General features: G+C 63.2%; 17 protein-coding genes. 10 read left to right on the top strand and 7 right to left on the bottom strand.

Annotated elements, in window-relative coordinates:
• Positions 1–2: 2 nt before the first annotated feature.
• A complete protein-coding gene (locus HX855_RS24585; protein ID WP_177089119.1) occupies positions 3–1,133 on the bottom strand; it encodes a carbon-nitrogen hydrolase family protein in 1,131 nt (376 codons plus the stop codon).
• Between the two features lie 212 nt (positions 1,134–1,345).
• On the opposite strand from HX855_RS24585, the gene HX855_RS24580 reads away from it, so the two are divergent.
• Together HX855_RS24580 and HX855_RS24575 are read left to right on the top strand one after the other, a co-directional pair.
• On the top strand, positions 1,346–3,385 hold the full coding sequence (locus HX855_RS24580; RefSeq protein ID WP_177089120.1) for an NADPH-dependent 2,4-dienoyl-CoA reductase: 2,040 nt from the start codon (positions 1,346–1,348) through the stop codon (positions 3,383–3,385).
• A 57-nt stretch (positions 3,386–3,442) separates the two neighbouring features.
• Positions 3,443–4,342, top strand: a complete 900-nt coding sequence (locus tag HX855_RS24575; protein WP_177089121.1) for a 1-aminocyclopropane-1-carboxylate deaminase/D-cysteine desulfhydrase — start codon at positions 3,443–3,445, stop codon at positions 4,340–4,342.
• 108 nt (positions 4,343–4,450) lie between these two features.
• On the opposite strand, the gene HX855_RS24570 is transcribed toward HX855_RS24575, so the two are convergent.
• The 3 genes from HX855_RS24570 to HX855_RS24560 all read right to left on the bottom strand — a co-directional run bounded on the left by HX855_RS24570 (position 4,451) and on the right by HX855_RS24560 (position 7,215).
• Positions 4,451–5,011: a cytochrome b gene (locus tag HX855_RS24570; RefSeq protein WP_177089122.1), complete on the bottom strand. Its 561-nt coding sequence runs from the start codon at positions 5,009–5,011 to the stop codon at positions 4,451–4,453.
• Positions 5,012–5,134: 123 nt separating this feature from the next.
• Positions 5,135–5,962: a phosphonoacetaldehyde hydrolase gene (phnX, locus tag HX855_RS24565; RefSeq protein WP_177089123.1), complete on the bottom strand. Its 828-nt coding sequence runs from the start codon at positions 5,960–5,962 to the stop codon at positions 5,135–5,137.
• A 143-nt stretch (positions 5,963–6,105) separates the two neighbouring features.
• On the bottom strand, positions 6,106–7,215 hold the full coding sequence (locus HX855_RS24560; protein ID WP_177089124.1) for a 2-aminoethylphosphonate--pyruvate transaminase: 1,110 nt from the start codon (positions 7,213–7,215) through the stop codon (positions 6,106–6,108).
• A 112-nt stretch (positions 7,216–7,327) separates the two neighbouring features.
• Between HX855_RS24560 and HX855_RS24555 the strand changes: the two genes are divergently transcribed.
• Positions 7,328–8,185 (top strand): LysR substrate-binding domain-containing protein, encoded by an 858-nt coding sequence (locus tag HX855_RS24555; protein ID WP_177089125.1) that lies wholly within the window; start codon positions 7,328–7,330, stop codon positions 8,183–8,185.
• Positions 8,186–8,369: 184 nt separating this feature from the next.
• On the opposite strand, the gene HX855_RS24550 is transcribed toward HX855_RS24555, so the two are convergent.
• Positions 8,370–9,242: a LysR substrate-binding domain-containing protein gene (locus tag HX855_RS24550; protein WP_177089126.1), complete on the bottom strand. Its 873-nt coding sequence runs from the start codon at positions 9,240–9,242 to the stop codon at positions 8,370–8,372.
• Positions 9,243–9,509: 267 nt separating this feature from the next.
• On the opposite strand from HX855_RS24550, the gene HX855_RS24545 reads away from it, so the two are divergent.
• Positions 9,510–10,823, top strand: a complete 1,314-nt coding sequence (locus HX855_RS24545) for an MFS transporter (RefSeq protein WP_177089127.1) — start codon at positions 9,510–9,512, stop codon at positions 10,821–10,823.
• A 109-nt stretch (positions 10,824–10,932) separates the two neighbouring features.
• Positions 10,933–11,640 carry a YebC/PmpR family DNA-binding transcriptional regulator gene (locus HX855_RS24540; protein WP_177089128.1) on the top strand — a complete coding sequence of 236 codons (708 nt, stop codon included), beginning with the start codon at positions 10,933–10,935 and terminating at the stop codon, positions 11,638–11,640.
• A gap of 125 nt (positions 11,641–11,765) precedes the next feature.
• On the opposite strand, the gene HX855_RS24535 is transcribed toward HX855_RS24540, so the two are convergent.
• A complete protein-coding gene (locus HX855_RS24535) occupies positions 11,766–13,088 on the bottom strand; it encodes a leucine-rich repeat-containing protein kinase family protein (RefSeq protein ID WP_177089129.1) in 1,323 nt (440 codons plus the stop codon).
• 10 nt (positions 13,089–13,098) lie between these two features.
• Positions 13,099–14,214 (bottom strand): cell division protein ZapE, encoded by a 1,116-nt coding sequence (zapE, locus tag HX855_RS24530; protein WP_177089130.1) that lies wholly within the window; start codon positions 14,212–14,214, stop codon positions 13,099–13,101.
• 229 nt (positions 14,215–14,443) lie between these two features.
• On the opposite strand from zapE, the gene HX855_RS24525 reads away from it, so the two are divergent.
• From HX855_RS24525 to HX855_RS24505, 5 genes are read left to right on the top strand one after another with little or no spacing between them, the layout of a single operon-like run.
• A complete protein-coding gene (locus HX855_RS24525) occupies positions 14,444–14,935 on the top strand; it encodes a spore coat U domain-containing protein (RefSeq protein ID WP_177089149.1) in 492 nt (163 codons plus the stop codon).
• Positions 14,929–15,471: a spore coat protein U domain-containing protein gene (locus tag HX855_RS24520; RefSeq protein ID WP_177089131.1), complete on the top strand. Its 543-nt coding sequence runs from the start codon at positions 14,929–14,931 to the stop codon at positions 15,469–15,471. Before HX855_RS24525 ends, HX855_RS24520 begins: the two co-directional genes overlap by 7 nt.
• Positions 15,472–15,489: 18 nt before the next feature.
• On the top strand, positions 15,490–16,026 hold the full coding sequence (locus tag HX855_RS24515; protein WP_177089132.1) for a spore coat protein U domain-containing protein: 537 nt from the start codon (positions 15,490–15,492) through the stop codon (positions 16,024–16,026).
• A 4-nt stretch (positions 16,027–16,030) separates the two neighbouring features.
• Entirely contained in the window at positions 16,031–16,531 is a 501-nt protein-coding gene (locus HX855_RS24510) for a spore coat U domain-containing protein (RefSeq protein WP_177089133.1), read from the top strand.
• Between the two features lie 26 nt (positions 16,532–16,557).
• Positions 16,558–17,343, top strand: coding sequence for a molecular chaperone (locus tag HX855_RS24505; protein ID WP_177089134.1), 786 nt, complete (start codon positions 16,558–16,560; stop codon positions 17,341–17,343).
• Positions 17,344–17,348 lie beyond the last annotated feature (5 nt).

The following is a 17,348-nucleotide window of genomic DNA, read 5'->3' as shown; positions in this document are numbered from 1 at the left end:
TCTTACAGCCACACGTTCAGCAGACGGGCGCCACGGGCATTGCCGTCGGCGAACACCTGGCCGTTGCTGCTGAGGAAGCTTTGCCCGGCGCCGCTCATGTCAAAGAACTGCCCGCGCAGGAACACGCTCATGCCGGCAGTCGCCTGGCTGATGGGTTGTTGGCTGATCAGGGTCAGGCGGTGCCAGGCTTCGCCTTCGCTGAGTTCTTCGGGCTTGAGGCTGATCTCCGGTGGCGTCGACACGCTTTTGAAGCCGCGCCACGGCTTGTCCCAGGTCTCGCGGCCAATCACGAAGGCCGGCACCGCCACCAACTGCGCGCCTTGCTCATTGAGCTTGCGGTAGTTGTCGGGGTACCAGCTGTCGCTGCCGATCAGGATGCCCAGGCGCCCGGCCGGGGTGTCGACCACGCTGACGGTGTTTTCGTCGCCGGGTTCGATAAAGCCGCGCTCGTCGAAAATCGGGTACAGCTGGCGTTGCGGCTGGCCCACCGGCAAGCCATCGCGGTCGAAGACCACGCTGGTGTTGTACAGCGCGCCATGGCCGATCTGCAGTTGGCCCTGGCTGATGCTCGGGTTGGGCAGGGCAATGGAGCCGGCCACCAGGGTCACGCCGAACTCCTTGGCCAGGCCGCCGAACAGCACCTGATAGTCGCGGGCCATGGCCGGGGCCTTCATGCGCAGGTAGGCGTCGTCGAGGCGGTCATTGCCCTTGGCGCTGATCAACGCCCGCAGGAACAGCAACGGGTTGCTCGCCGACAACCAGTTCATCGCCTCCTTGAGATTGGTGGCTTGATACAGCTCGTTCTTTTCGCCGCTGACCATCAGCCAGGTGCCGATATGTTCCGGCAGCACCACGATGGTCTTGTCGTTGATCAGGCCCTGGTCCCGGGCCTTTTGCAGATAGGCCGCGAGTTTCAGGTGCAGGCGTTCCACGCTCTGGTAGTCGGCGGGGAACAGTTCCGGCTGGATGCCCAGCAGGTTGCCGCGGTCGGCGGGCACGCCCTGGTCGACTGCGAGGTTGATTCGCAGGTCGGACAGGTAATGGCCCACGGGGCGCTCCTGGGTCCAGACCAGATAGGCGGAAACGGCGGCAACCAGAGCCATGATGAGGGTGAAAGCTAGAAGTTTACGCATGGGAAACAGACAACGGACCGGGTGCAGGGTTCGATGCCTAGGGTAGGGCCCATGTACACGATTGCCAAGGGGGTGCTGCGCATTTGGATCAATAACTTGTCACTTACAGTCATTGAGCGGTAACCGGCAGGCTCTTAGTCTGTGGGACATAAACCGATGGAGTGCCATTCGAGCGCTCCACGTCCCGTGATGATCCGTTGTGGAGCTGTACCATGACCGCTGCTGCCTACCCGCACCTGCTGGCCCCGTTGGACCTGGGTTTTACCACCCTGCGTAACCGCACCCTGATGGGCTCGATGCACACCGGCCTGGAAGAGAAACCCGGCGGCTTCGAGCGCATGGCGGCCTATTTCGCCGAGCGCGCCCGTGGCGGCGTGGGCCTGATGGTCACCGGCGGCATTGGCCCGAACGATGAAGGCGGGGTGTATGCCGGTGCAGCCAAGCTGACCACCGACGAAGAGGCGCAAAAGCACAAGATCGTGACCCAGGCGGTGCACGAGGCGGGCGGCAAGATCTGCATGCAGATTCTCCACGCCGGGCGTTATGCCTACAGCCCGAAGCAGGTGGCGCCGAGCGCGATCCAGGCGCCGATCAACCCGTTCAAGCCCAAAGAGCTGGACGAAGACGGCATCGAAAAACAGATCAATGATTTTGTCACCTGCTCGCTGCTGGCCCAGGTCGCCGAGTACGACGGCGTGGAAATCATGGGCTCCGAAGGTTATTTCATTAACCAGTTCCTCGCCGCCCACACCAACCACCGCACCGACCGCTGGGGTGGCAGCTACGAAAACCGTATGCGCCTGCCGGTGGAAATCGTGCGCCGGGTGCGTGAAGCCGTAGGCCCGAATTTCATCATCATCTTCCGCCTGTCGATGCTCGACCTGGTGGAAGGCGGCAGCACCTGGGAAGAGATCGTGCAGTTGGCCAAGGCCATCGAGCAGGCGGGTGCGACCCTCATCAACACCGGCATCGGCTGGCACGAAGCGCGCATTCCGACCATCGCCACCAAGGTTCCACGCGGTGCATTCAGCAAGGTCACGGCCAAGTTGCGCGGTGCGGTGCAGATCCCGCTGATCACCACCAACCGCATCAACACCCCGGAAATCGCCGAGCAGATCCTGGCCGAAGGCGATGCCGACATGGTCTCGATGGCTCGCCCGTTCCTGGCCGACCCGGACTTCGTCAACAAGGCTGCTGAAGGTCGCGCTGATGAAATCAACACCTGCATCGGCTGCAACCAGGCGTGCCTGGACCACACCTTCGGCGGCAAGCTGACCACCTGCCTGGTCAACCCCCGTGCGTGCTACGAGACCGAGCTCAACTACCTGCCGGTCAAGCAGATCAAGAAAATCGCCGTGGTCGGTGCCGGCCCTGCAGGCCTGGCCGCTGCCACCGTTGCCGCCGAGCGTGGGCACCAGGTGACCCTGTTCGATTCGGCCAGCGAGATCGGTGGCCAGTTCAACATTGCCAAGCGCGTGCCGGGCAAGGAAGAATTTTTCGAAACCCTGCGCTACTTCAAGCGCAAGTTGCAGACCACCCATGTCGAGCTGTGCCTGAACACCCGGGTCGACGTTGAGCATCTGGTGGCAGGCGGTTACGACGAGATCATCCTGGCCACCGGCATCGCGCCGCGCACGCCGGCGATCCCGGGCGTGGAAAATGCCAAGGTGCTGAGCTACCTGGACGTGATCCTGGAGCGCAAGCCGGTGGGCCATCGGGTGGCGGTCATCGGTGCCGGCGGTATCGGTTTTGACGTGTCGGAATTCCTCGTGCACCAGGGCGTGTCCACCAGCCTGGACCGCGACGCGTTCTGGAAAGAGTGGGGCATCGACACCCACCTGGAAGCCCGCGGCGGTGTGGCCGGGATCAAGCCCGAGCGTCATGCCCCGGCGCGTGAAGTGTTCCTGTTGCAGCGCAAGGCTTCCAAGGTCGGCGATGGCCTGGGCAAGACCACCGGCTGGATCCACCGCACGGGCTTGAAGAACAAGCAGGTGCAAATGCTCAACAGCGTCGAGTACCTGAAGATCGACGATGAAGGCCTGCACATCCGCCTCGGCGCCGAGGGTGAACCGAAGGTGCTGGCGGTGGACAACATCGTCATCTGCGCCGGCCAGGACCCGCTGCGGGAACTGCACGACGGCCTGGTCGCGGCCAAGCAGAACGTGCACCTGATCGGCGGTGCCGACGTGGCGGCCGAACTGGATGCCAAGCGCGCCATCAACCAGGGTTCGCGCCTGGCGGCCGAGCTGTAAACACGCAAAAGGGGCGGTGGTAGACTACCGCCCCTTTTCTTGTGCAGAACCGCCCTCATGGGTCCTTTCGACTGGCTTCCCCACGCGCCCCTTGAACCCCTGAAGCTGGATTGGATGGGTTCGGTGGAGGTGGCTGTGTTGCGCCTGGACCGTATCGACCCGCTGATCAGCGGCAATAAGTGGTTCAAGCTCACCGAGCACCTGGCCCAAGGCCGGGCGGCGGGTGCCAGCGGCATCATCAGCCTGGGCGGGGCCTACTCCAATCACCTGCATGCACTGGCGGCGGCCGGGAAACGCTTCGGCTTTCCGACCGTTGGCCTGCTGCGTGGCCATCCTCAAGACACGCCCACGGTTCTCGACCTGAAAGCCTTCGGCATGCAGCTGCATTGGCTGGGGTATGGCGGCTATCGCGCGCGCAATGAGCCGGGTTTCTGGCTGCCGTGGCGCGCGCAGTATCCGCACCTGCATCCGGTGCCCGAAGGCGGTGGTGGCTTGGCCGGTGCGTTGGGTTGCGGCGTTTTGGTGAACCAGGCGCGGGCGCAATTAAACGGCCTGGGCTGGGCGGACTATCACGGTTGGTGGCTGGCGGCGGGCACCGGTACGACGTTGGCGGGATTGGTGCTGGCGGAGGCGGGCGCGCATCCGGTGTATGGCGCGCTGGCGGTGCCCGATGACCACGGGGTGGCTCAGCAGGTACAGGCGCTGGTGCAGGCGGGTTATGAATGGCTGGACGCCAGCCGGGGCGGCTTCGCCAAGGTGGATCCAGAGTTGCTGGAATTTATCGACGCCACGGAGCACGCCTGTGAGTTGCCGCTGGAGCCGCTGTACACCGGCAAGGCGTTGTTGGCGTTGAAGCAGCGGATTGAAGCGGGGTACTTCGCTCCCGGCACCCGCCTGATCTTCGTCCACACCGGCGGCTTGCAAGGTCGCCGGGGTTTCCCTGTTGCACCCGGTTAATGTGGGAGCGGGCTTGCTCGCGAAAAACGTCAACGATCACGCAGCGCTATCAGGTTGCCCGTGTCGCCTATTCGTTTTTCGCGAGCAAGCTCACTCCTACAGTGAGCGTCACCCATGATTTCGCTCGCGCCCCGGCATCATTCGCAGCGCCGTGTTGTCGCGCAGGATGTAATGGTGAACGATCGCCGCCAACGCATGCAGCCCGATCAACCAGTAACCGATCTTGCCGAACAGCACATGCCAGCTTTCAATCTCTTTGGCCAAGGCCTTGTTTTCCGCAATCAACGGCGGCAACTCGATGCCGTAGAACATCACCGAATGCCCCTCGGCACTGACGATCAGCCAGCCGGCGATGGGCATGCCGATCATCAAGGCGTACAGCGCCATGTGCATCAGGGTGGCGAGGAGGGTTTGCCATTGCGGCGGGGCCGGTACGATCTTCGGCGCCACGCCCAGGCTGCGGGCGAACAACCGTAGCCACACCAGCACAAACACGGTCAGGCCGAACATAAAGTGCATTTCCACGATCAACGTGCGTGCGCCACTGCCTTTGGGAAACTGCCCGCGCAACTCAATGCAGGCGTAGACCACCGCCAGCAGCACCACCATCAGCCAGTGCAGCGCAATCGACATGGTGCTGTAACGCGTATCGGAATTTTTCCAGGGCATCGCTTTCTTCCTCACTCATCAGGGCAAACCTCCGTTCTTTCGCGACGGAGTCCTTTCAATGTAAGCCTGTTTTACGAGGTTTGCCCGTGAGAGGAGGGTGTAGACGCGATCTTTTGATCCCAATCAGTTGCCTTGGGGCATTTCACCCCGTGCCAGGCGCTGGTTGATGTCGGCAATCACCGCCGGCAGGTCGGTAATGGTGTCGATCATATAGTGCGGGCGCGAGCCTTCGAACATCGCTTCGATGCGCGTGCGTTCGCTGGCGAGTGTGCCGGCGTCAAGCGCGCGGAACTGTTCGTAGGTCAGGCCCAGGGCGTTGCCCGAACAGGTCAGCGCCACGGTCCACATCCCGGCGCGGCGGCCTTCGAGGATACCCGGCACGGTGTCGTCGATCTTCACGCAGGCCGCCACATCATCAATGCCCAGGGCGATCACGTTGGCCAGGGCCTGGGCCGGCCATGGGCGGCCGTTGGGCACTTCGTCGGTAGCCACCACATGGTCGGCGACATAGCCGTTGGTGGCGGCCAGTTCGACCACCTTATCCATCACCTGCTTGGGGTAGCCGGAGCAGGAGCCGATCTTGATCCCTTGCTGGCGCAGGTTGGCGATGGTTTCCAGGGCGCCGGGGATCAGGGCCGAGTGTTCGGCGATTTTTTCGATCTGCAGCGGCATGAAGCGCTGGTAGATGGCGGTCACGTCTTCATCGGTGGGCGTGCGGCCAAAGGCCTTGCGGTAACGCTCGGCCACCTGCGGCTGGTCGCACAGGGTGCGGATGTGGTCCCACTTGCCCATGCCCATCGGGCCGCGGGCTTCTTCAATGGAGACCTGCACGTCGAACTCGGCGAAGGCCTCGACAAAAATCTGCGTCGGCGCGAACGAGCCGAAATCGACCACAGTGCCGGCCCAGTCGAGGATCGCGGCTTGCAGTTGGGTTGGGTTTGCGTAGTTCATGGTTCAGATCCTGTTTAAAGGGGCTTCATGTAGGAGCGAGCTTGCTCGCAAAGGTCGTTAACGATGACGCTGGCAGGCTGGATGAACGCGGCGCCCTCAGGTTTTTCGCGAGCAAGCTCGCTCCTACAGGGGGCAGTTCAGTCTCAGATGTCGAGTACGTTCATTTCTTGCAGCACCTCGGCCACCGCCGCGACAGCGGCTTGCATGTCGGCCCGGTGTACATGGCCGATGCAGCCCACGCGGAAGGTTTCCACCTGAGTCAATTTGCCGGGATAGAGGATGAAACCCTTGGCCTTGACCCGCTCGTAGAATTCCTTGAACTGGTAGCGCGGGTCTTTCGGCGCGTGGAAGGTGACGATGATCGGCGCCTGGATCGCGGCGGGCAGGAAGCTGCGCAGGCCCAGTTCGGCCATGCCGTCCAGCAGCGCCTGGCAGTTGTCGGCGTAGCGCTGGTGGCGGGCGGGCAGGCCGCCTTCTTCGTGGTATTGCAGCAGGGCTTCGTGCAGCGCGGCGACTACGTGGGTCGGCGGGGTGAAGCGCCATTGGCCGGTCTTGGCCATGTAGCTGTGCTGGTCGAACAGGTCCATCGCCAGGGAGTGACTGTTGCCTTGGGCAGCCGCCAGCGCCTGCTTTTCAGCGAACACAAACCCCATCCCCGGTACGCCTTCCAGGCATTTGCCGGAGGCGGCGATCAGCGCGTCGAACGGCACTTCACGGGCGTCGATCGGCAGCGCGCCGAAGGAGCTCATGGCGTCGATGATCAGGCGCTTGCCGTGGCGGGCGATGACCTGGGCGATGTCGGGCAGCGGGTTGAGAATCCCGGTGCTGGTTTCGCAATGGATCAGTGCGACGTGGGTGATGCCCTTGTCGGCCTGCAACAGGCGGTCGACGTCGGCGGCGGTGGTGGGTTCGTCTTCAGCGGTTTCAAAGGTGCTGAACGGGCGGCCGAGCACTTCGCAGATCTTCGCCAGGCGCTTGCCGTAGGCGCCGTTGATCAGCACCAGCACCTTGCCGTCCCGTGGCACCAGGGTGCCGATGGCCGCTTCTACCGCGAAGGTGCCGCTGCCTTGCAACGGCACGCAATGGTGGCTGTCGGTGCCGTTGACGATCGCCAGCAGTTGCTCGCACAGGCTGGCGGTCAGTTGATTGAAGCGGTCATCCCATGAACCCCAGTCGACCATCATGGCCTGGCGGGTGCGGGCCGAAGTGGTCAAGGGCCCGGGGGTCAGCAGGATCGGCGCGGCAGTGCTCATTCTTGTGTCCTCGCAAAACAATGGGATGAATGTACGGGGCCTAAATTGCAGTTTGGCTTGCCATCAATCAAATTGTTTGTTGTTATGCGAGCTATCAGTGAGGCCGATAGCTATGAACCTGTTTCAGTTGCGTGCGTTTGATGCCGTGGCCCGGGAGGGCAGTTTTACCCGGGCGGCCGAGCGGCTGTTCATCAGCCAGCCGGCGGTGACCGGGCATATCAAGGCGCTGGAGGAGCACTACCAGATTGCGCTGTTCCGACGTACCGCGCGGCAGGTGGCGTTGACCGAGGAGGGCACCAGGCTGGCGGCCATCACCCGGGCGATCTTCGGCCTGGTGGAAGAGGCGCAGACCTTGCTGGAGGCCAACCGGCAACTGCTCACCGGGCGCCTGGAAGTGGCGGCGGACGGGCCGCACATGGTCATGCCGATGCTGGCTCGCCTGCGGGAACGGTACCCGGGGATTACCGTCAATCTGCGCCTGGGCAACGCCCAGGAAACCCTCGCCGCGCTGCTGTCCGAGCGGGCCGACGTGGCGGTGTTGACGGAGCTGGAGCCCCATAAGGGGCTGTGCCTGCAACCGTTGATCGAATCACGGATTTGCGCGTTGGTGCCGGCCGGACATCCGTGGTTGGCGCAGCCTGAGGGCATTCGGCTGGAGCAGTTGGATCAGGTGATCATGGTGCTGCGTGAGCCCAGTTCGATCACCCGGCGTACCTTTGATGATGCCTGCGTCCAGGCGGGCGTGAAGCCCAAGGTGTTGCTGGAACTGGACAGCCGTGAGGCGGTGACGGAAGCGGTGGCGGCTGAATTGGGGGTGGGCGTGGTGTCTTCGATGGAGGTCAGCCGCGATCCACGGGTGCATGCGATTCCGATCCAGGGGGACGGGCTGGTGAACCGGCATATGATCGGGTGCATGGCGCGGCGGCGGGAGTTGCGGTTGATTCAGGCGTTTTTCGAGTTGGCACCTTAAGTGGATGTTGGCTGAAGACCGAGGTGGCCCTTTCGCGAGCAAGCCCGCTCCCACAGTTGACCGAGTTCTACCTATGGAATGCGGTCGAATGTGGGAGCACGCCCACTCCCACAGTTGACCGGGTTCTACCTATGGAATGCGGTCGAATGTGGGAGCGGGCTTGCTCGCGAAGAGGCCCTCAAATTCACCGCAAACTTTCCCGCACAATCTCCAGAAACGTCGCCACCACCCGCCGCGAACTCTGTTCCTTCAAGCACACCAGTGTCTCCTTCATCCGCTGCGTACAGTCACGGATCGGCATCGCATACACCCGCGAATCTGCCCCAAACTCCGCAGCCGACACCACCCCCACGCCAATCCCCACCACCACCGCCTCCCGCGCCGCTTCCCGGCCTTCTACCTGAATGGCCGGGCGAATCCGTAGCCCGGCCTGGTGCATTTCCTGCTCAAGGGTCTGACGGGTGACGGAGCCGATTTCCCGCAATACCAACGGCGTGTCGTCCAGGTCCGCCAGGCAGATCGACTCGCGACCGGCCCACGGATGGTTGCGAGAAACAAACGCGAGCAATTGATCGTCGGGCAACGGCAATGACAGCAGCCGCTCGTCATCCACATCGCGCCCCAGCAGCGCCAGGTCGGCCTGGTAGTGGTACAGGCGAAACAGTGATTCGTCGGTGTTGCCGGTTTCGATCTTCACACGGATGCCCGGGTACAACTGGCAGAAACGCGCAATCTGCGGCAGCACATGCACGGGCGCATCCACCGCCAGGGTCAGGGTGCCGGTCTGCAAGGCCCGGGAGTCCTGCAACAGCTCTTCGGCTTCGGCCGCGACGGCAAACAAACGCTGGGTGATGCTCAACAGGCGTTCCCCCAGGTCGGTCAACCGCACCGAGCGTTTGTTGCGATGGAACAGCAGCACGCCGAAGCGCTCTTCCAGCTTGCGCACCTGGTCGGAAATAGCCGGTTGCGTGAGGAACAAGCGTTCGGCGGCGAGGGTAAAACTGCCGTGTACGGCCACCGCGTGGAAGGCTTTGAGTTGGGCGTGGGACACCGACATCGCGAATCCTCTTACAAGCTCAGCTTATATTTGAAATACGATAAATCGATTTTACCTATTAGTCAGCCATTGCTTTGATAGCCCTCAGTCGCCGTAGGTTGAGTCCTACAACTTCGGCGGCCATGGGTCTTTTGCGTACTTACCCGCAGGACTCATCTGACCAGTACCGCGCCCCTCCCGGCGCCGGTACTGCAGTGCTCAACAATAAAAATACAGGCGTTTGCTTTTCATTCTGCCGGCACACTCACACCCGAGGTCAGAACCACCATGAATACTCCCTTGAGTCACATCAAGCGTTGGCGCGTGCAGATTTTCGCCATCACCTGGCTGGCGTACGCGGCCTTCTATTTCACCCGCAAAGCTTTTTCGGTGGCCAAACTGGGGATCGTCGACGACCCGAGTTTCCCGCTGGACAAGATGATGATGGCCAACCTGGACGGCCTCTACCTCGCGGCCTACGCCGTCGGCCAGTTCACCTGGGGCATGCTTGCCGACCGTTTCGGGCCGCGTGTCGTGGTGCTCGGCGGGTTGCTGATTTCAGCCGCCGCCGCGCTGGTGATGGGGACATTCGCCACCTTGCCGATCTTTGTCACCTGCATGCTGATCCAGGGCCTGGCCCAGTCCACCGGCTGGTCGGGGCTGTGCAAGAACCTCGGCAGCTTCTTCCCGGCGCAGCAGCGAGGGCGGGTACTGGGCTTGTGGAGTTCGTGCTACGCCTTTGGTGGCCTGGTGGCGTCGCCGTTTGCCGGATGGTGGGCGTATACGCTGATCGGCACCTGGCATGCGGCGTTTATCTCCAGTGCGGCCGTGGTCTTCGTGGTGGCGGTGCTGTTCTTCATCTTCCAGCGCAACACGCCACAGGACGTGGGGTTGCCGGCGGTGGAGCCGGAACCGGAACAGACGGCCGCCGAGAAGAACGCCAGCGTGCTGGAACCGCTGCGGGCCATTTTGCGCAACCGCACCGTATTGACCCTGGGCCTGGCGTACTTTCTGTTGAAACCGGCGCGCTACGCGATCCTGTTGTGGGGGCCGGTGATTGTGTATGAGCAGATGCCGTCGGTGGGTAAGGTGGGTGCGGCGATTGTGCCGACGGCGTTCGAGTTGGCGGGGTTGCTGGGGCCGATCATGATCGGCATGGCCTCCGACAAACTGTTCGGCGCCCGGCGCATGCCGGCCTGTGTCCTCAGCCTGCTGGCGCTGACCGTGGCCCTGGCACTGTTCATGGGCGCCTTGCACACCGGCAGCGTGATGATGGTGATGGCGCTGCTGTTTGTGATGGGCCTGACCCTGTACGGGCCAGACTCGATGATCAGCAGCACCGCCGCCATCGACTTCGGCACCGCCAAGGCCGGCGCCACCGCGGCGGGGTTCGTCAACGGTTGCGGCTCGGTGGGAGCGGTGCTTGGCGGCCTGCTGCCGGGCTACTTCGACACCGTCACGGTATTTATCGTGTTTGCCGGCGCCGCGCTGTTTTCCTCGCTGGTGTTGATGCCCTACTGGAACGCCAGGCCCGCCGTGTTGGCGCAGGTCGGCGACTTTGTGCCGGACCGTGAGCGCGCCATCAATCCCTTGCGCACCTGAGGGGCATGGCCGGTTTTTTGGTGGATTAGAGTGTTTCAGCGCTATAAACTCTGCCCCCAAAGCGCCGGCCAGTAGACGTCTCGGCGCGATGGATAGAAGAGAGTGAGTCATGGGCGCACAGTGGAAAGTCAAACATAAAGAAGCGGCATCCAATGCCAAGGGCAAGATCTTCGGCAAGCTGGTGAAAGAGATCACCATTGCTGCCCGCAACGGTGCCGACACCGCCACCAACGCACATTTGCGCCTGGTGGTGGAGCAGGCCAAAAAGGCCTCGATGCCCAAGGAAACCCTGGAACGCGCGATCAAGAAAGGCGCCGGTCTGCTCGGTGAGACCGTGCAATACCACCGTGTGACCTACGAAGGGTTTGCCCCGCACCAGGTGCCGCTGATCGTTGAATGCGTGACCGACAACATCAACCGCACCGTGGCGGAAATCCGCGTGGCATTCCGCAAGGGCCAACTGGGCGCTTCCGGCTCCGTGGCCTGGGACTTCAACCACGTGGGCCTGATCGAAGCCTCGCCGGACAGCCCGGACGCCGATCCGGAAATGGCCGCCATTGAAGCCGGTGCCCAGGATTTCGAGGAAGGCGAAGAAGAGGGCACGACCCTGTTCATCACCGAGACCACCGACCTGGACGCCGTGCAGAAAGCCTTGCCGGAGCAGGGCTTCACCGTGTTGTCGGCCAAGCTGGGCTACATTGCGAAGAACCCGGTGAGCGGTTTGACCGACGAGCAAATGGCCGAAGTTGAAGCCTTCCTCGAAGGTTTGGACAACCATGATGATGTGCAGGACATGTTTGTCGGGTTGGCGGGTTAACGCTCATTTGATGTGAGAACCCGATCTAAATGTGGGAGCGGGCTTGCTCGCGAATACGGTGTACCAGCCAAGTATGTATTGACTGACACACCGCATTCGCGAGCAAGCCCGCTCCCACATTTGGTTTAGCGGAGTTTGGAAGACTGCAACAAGCTTGTGATTTCCTCGAACCCAGGCCGGGCAAGCACGTCCGGCTGGCAGCAGTTATCCCGCAAGGCTTCCAGCGCCACGCGTTTCTCCTCGCTCAAGCCTGTATCAATCCTTTCGAGCAATTCCCCCAGCAACACCCCGAACGCCCGCACTTCGATGCGCTGCAACGCCCGGGTTTCCAGGCTGTCGACCGTGGCGTGAAACGACGCGGCGCCAAAGTCTCCCAGCAGACACTCCCCGGCTTCATTCCACAGAATGTTATGGCCATACAGATCGCCATGGGTGATGCCTTGCTCGTGCAGGTGCGCCGCCACCGAGGCGATGCCCCGGGCCAAGCGCAGCGCCACGTCCGCACTGAAGCGGGTAGTGGGTTCGTAGATGTCACGGGTGCACGACGCCAGGCTCGGCAGGGCGGCGAGGTTGCGGTAGCTCGGCTCGATCAGTTGCATCACCAGGGCCGCCTGGCCTTCGGGATGGTCGACCACCCGGCCTTCTACCTTGATCAGGTTGGCGTGCAACCCGGCGGCGATGCAGGCGTGCATTTCGTGCAGGGGCGAGCCGTCGCTGGTGATGCTGCCTTTATACAGCTTGACCGCGACCGCCTTGGCCGGCCCGCTGGATGGGGTCCAGGACGCCTTGCGGATGATCCCTGAAGCGCCTTCGCCCAACACCTCGCCCAGCACCAACTGCGACCAGGGAATGTTCGGCGTCGCGTCATCGCGAGCCACTTCCACGGCCATTTCCACCGGGTTGCCGGCGTAGGCCAGCCAGGTCAGGCTCGGCAGGGTCAGCAACCAGTCCGGCAGGCGGGTCAGGCGGTTGGAGGCGATGCGGATCAGTTCGAGGTTCTTGCACTGGGCCAGGCTGGGCGGCAAATGCTCCAGGTGGTTGCCGGCCAGCATCAATTTTTGCAGCAATGGCCGTTCACCCAGTTCGCTCGGCAACTGGCTGATGCGGTTGTCGGTGAGGATCAGCCAGCGCAGCAGGGGCGGCAAGGCGGCCGCCGGTACGCGGCTGATCTGGTTCGACTTGAAGCCGATCATGCTCAACTGTGCGCACTGGCCCAGGCATTCCGGCAGTTCGGTAAAGGCGTTTTCCGAGCAGAACAGCACCCGCAGATGGGGCAGGCGGTGCAGGTCATCCGGCAGGCTGCTGAGGGCATTGCCGGTGAGGTTGAGGATTTCCAGGGAGTCGGCCAGGTCGAAGATTTCCCGGGGGAACTCGGTCAGCCCGCAGCGCAGGTCCAGGCGTTTGATACCGGCCAATTGGCCGGCCTTGAGTTGGGCAAGGGTATCCATGAACAGCGCGTCACTCGGCAATAGGGGCGTGAATGGCGCTCATGATAGCGGGTTGTGGGCCGATCTTCTGCAACTGCCCCAGACGGCTGGCGGTGCGCGCCAAATCAATCGCCTGGCCACTCAGGGCGTGCTCCAGCGGCTGTTCGCCGATCAGCACCAGTTGCTTGTCCTGGTCGTAGAGCACGTCCACCAGGTTGATAAAGCGTTGCTGGGCGGCAATCGGGCAGTCCGCCAGGTGCGGCAGGCCGTCGATGATCCAGCGGTCGTAGTCGCGGCACAGCTGCAAATAGTCCATGACGGCGGTCGGTTGCTCGCACAGGTCGCTGAAGGTGAAGGCGATGTGGCGGCCTTCATGCCAGCGGGCTATCAACTGTCGGGCACCGACGGTCAGGCTGATCGGCGCGTGATCTGCTGACGGCAGCGCCAGGGCTTCCCGTTGCGCGGCGGTACCCGGCCAGACGAACTGGCCTGCGGTGAAACGCTGCTCACTATTGGCCTGGGCCAGGCCGCGATAATCCTGGGGCGCACTGACCTCCATGACGTCCATGCGGGCACTGATCAGTTCGATCACCGGCTTGAAGCGCTGGTGGTACAACGGGTTCGGCAACAGGCCGGCGGGCGGGTAGTTGGACGTCACCAGCACCCACACCCCGCGCCGGAACAGGGCCTTGAACAGGCGGCTGATCAGCATCGCGTCGCCGATGTCGTGCACGTGAAACTCGTCGAAGCACAGCACGCGACAGCCCTCGAGCAGCTCATCCAGGGTGACGGCCAGGGCATCGCGCTGCTGACGATGGGCAAACATGCCCCGGTGCAGGCGGGCGAAAAAGTCGTGGAAGTGCACGCGCTGCTTTTCGGTCATCGGCAGCGCGTGGAAAAACCCGTCCAGCAACCAGCTTTTACCCCGGCCCACCGCGCCGTGTAGGTAAAGGCTGCGGACAGGGCGCCCGGCCAACAGGTGGGCGGTTTGCCCGGCCATGCTCTCGATGACCTGCAACTGGCTGGGGCTGAGGGTGTAGCCCTGTTGAAGGGCCTTGTCCCGGAAAAATGCCGCAATGCCGGGGTCGGCGTCGGGCGCCGCAGGTTTACCCAGCAATCGTTTGAGCAGGGGCGGTAACGCAGCCAATGTCAGTCACTCTGTGTGTCGGGGGTCGCTCACTTTAGAGCGCCGGTTGTGGTTTGACCAATACAGAAGCACGCCGCCCGCTATCTGGAAAAGGCATGGCTGAATGGATCCAAACGGATGACCTGACTGGCGTATTCCCCTTGAGTGACTAACCTCATACACAGCAGTCACCCCTGTACAAGGATTTGGGGCAGTGAAAGGACAAGCAGTCTTGGCAATCATGAGCGCGATGCTCTGCAACACGGTTTATGGTGCTCAGCTTCAGGTTGAAGTGCGTATCGACGTGCAGCGCGGTTGCCAGTTGGTCGGCACTGCGCGTGAGGCCGGCATCGAGCAGCTCGGCGTGCTGGATTTTGGCAGCGGTCCGCGGCTGGATGACCCGGCTGGCCCCTTGAGCGCTGCCTTGATCAGCCAGCGCCAGCCACGGCTGGAGTGCAACCCGGACACCCCGTATCAGATGCGCGTCGACGGCGGCCTGCATGGCGGTGTCGGCGAGGTGCGTTACCTGGGCGCCGCCGCCCCGTCGATCAAACCCATTCCGTATCGCATTTATGCCGATGCCGCGCGCCGCATCCCCTTGGCCGTGGACGTGCCGGTCAGTGGCCGGGTGCCTGATTCCGGCACGGTGGACTTGCCGCTCTACGGGCGCATCGAACCCCTCAAGGATATTCCGGCGGTCGGGCGCTACTCCGACCTGCTCAAAGTGACCGTGACATGGTAGCCCGGGCCCTGGCCTGCATCGCGCTGGGCGGCTTGTTGCTGCTGGCTGAAGATGCCCAGGCGGCGGTCACCGGGCAAATTCACGCGCGGCTGGTGATCACCGCCAGTTGCCAGGTGAGCAAAGGCACCGACAGCGCGCCGGTCAGCCCCGACGGCGGCTCGGCCTTGCTGGATTTTGGCAGCCACGGGCCCACTTGGGACAACCGCCTGGGTGCCAGCGTCAGTGACGGCGACAAGGCAGCGCTGGCGGTGACTTGCAACCCTTCGGTGGTCAGCAGCTTCACCGTGACCATCGACGGCGGCGCCCATGGCGACGGCACCACCCGGCGCCTGAGCAATGGCCGGCAAACCATACCGTATCGGCTATCGGCCGATCCTGCGGGCCTGAGCACCTACAGCATCGGCCAGCAACGCAATTTCGTCGTGACCAAGGGCGCGCAGGTACCGATCCCGGTATTCGGCTCGGTGGTGGCGAATACCAGGGCCGTACCGGCCGGCATCTACACAGACACCCTGACGGTGACTCTGGATTGGTAAATCATGAGGATGGACATCATGCACGCACGTGTCTCTAAAGCAGTTTTTCCATTGATAGCGCTGGTGTGGGTGTCGGGCGCCCAGGCGGCCACCACGGTCACCGGGCAGATCAGCTCGACGCTGATCCTGACCAACAGTTGCCTGGTCAACGGCGTGGGCGGTACCACCGGTTTGAACTTCGGTACGATCAATTTCGGTACCACCAACAGCCAGTTCACCACGCAGTCGGGCCAGGTGCTGGGCGGCGGCGGGGGCGCCTTGTCGATCCAGTGTTCGTCGGGCACCTCGCCGGTGATCACGGTGGGTGCCGGGTCCCATGACGGCCAATCCACCGGCGGCACCCGCGCGCTGTACGACGGCGTGGCCAACTATGTGCCCTACGACTTCTACACCGACACCGGGCATTCGACGCTCCTGGCCATCAACGGAACCATCAACGTGGGCGCGAGCACGGGCGTGGCGCAAACCGTGAATATCTACGGCCAGGCCGTGGGCAAGACGGGACTGCCGGCCGGGACCTACACCGATACGGTGTCCGTGCAACTGACGTTCTAGTGCCATGAAGCGGGTCTGCTGCGCGGCGCTGGCGGTCATGGTTGGTTGGGGAATGCCGCTGTCGTTGCTGGCGGTGACCAGCCAGAACATCCAGGTCAGCGCGACGATTGCCGCGGGCTGCCTGGTGGTGGGTGGTGGCTCGAACTACGGCAGCCTCGCGTTCGGCAGCTACTCGTCGTTGTCCACCAGTACGGTGTCGGTGGCGCTGAGCGGCGGGGTAACCCTGCAATGCACGCCGGGGGTCACCCTGAACATGACGGTGGATGGCGGTTTGCACAACGTCAGCGGTCGGCGCATGCAGCTCAATAGCGGCAGTGCCCAAGTGGCGTATCAATTGTTTCAAGACGCGGCCCTGAGCCAGAGCCTGGGGATCAGCCAAAGCGTCAGCGTGGCCTACAGCAACGCTAACAATATAACCCTGCCGATTTACGGCCGGGTGGTGTTACCGGGCAATCAGCCTGGGGGGACATACAGCGATGTGCTGCAGGTGCAGCTGTCCTGGTAAGGCGATTGGCATGAGGAGAGGAATTTATGGATGCAGCTTCCCGGCGGTATTGGGTCGCGGGTTTTGTCAGCTTGGTGGCGATGGCTGCGGGGCAGGCCCAGGCCGCCAGTTCGGTGCTGATCTGGCCCATCGACCCGGTGTTGGAGGCCGATCAACAGGCCAGCGCCTTGTGGTTGGAGAACCGCGGTACAGAGACCGCCAACCTGCAAATCCGGGTGTTTGCCTGGAGCCAGGGCGGGTTTGACGAGCAGTACCAGAACCAGCGTGACGTGATTGGCAGCCCGCCGGTGGCGAAGATCGAACCGGGGCAGAAGCAATTGGTGCGCCTGACCCGTACCCGGGAGGTGCCACCGGGCCAGGAGTTGGCGTATCGGATCATCATCGATGAAATCCCGTCCGCCACCCCTGAAACCCCCGCTGCCGACGGCAAGACGGCCGCGGCCATCCGCTTTCAGATGCGTTATTCGGTGCCGTTGTTTGCCTACGGCGCAGGCCTGTGGAGCAAGGAAGACGCCACCCGCCAGCGCGACCCCAAGGGCGCGGGCAAGCCCGACCTGAGCTGGAAGAAAGTCACGGTGGGCGGGCGCAACTATGTGGAGATGCGCAACCAGGGCGCCGTGCATGCGCGGCTGACGGATGTGGCGTTCAAGCAGGGCGGGCAAACCCGGCCGCTGGTGGACGGCCTGCTGGGCTACGTGCTGCCGGGCGCAACCATGCGCTGGCCGGTGCCGGACGGGGTACCTGGCGATCAGCCGTTGCAGGTGCGGGTCAATGGTGCAACGCAACTGGAGAACCTCGCCCCGGGACGGTAGAGCAA

The sequence above is a fragment of the Pseudomonas sp. IPO3778 genome (genome assembly GCF_013386825.1).
GTDB lineage: Bacteria > Pseudomonadota > Gammaproteobacteria > Pseudomonadales > Pseudomonadaceae > Aquipseudomonas.
Note: the sequence above shows the minus strand (reverse complement) of the source record. Positions and strands in the feature narration are given on the sequence as shown.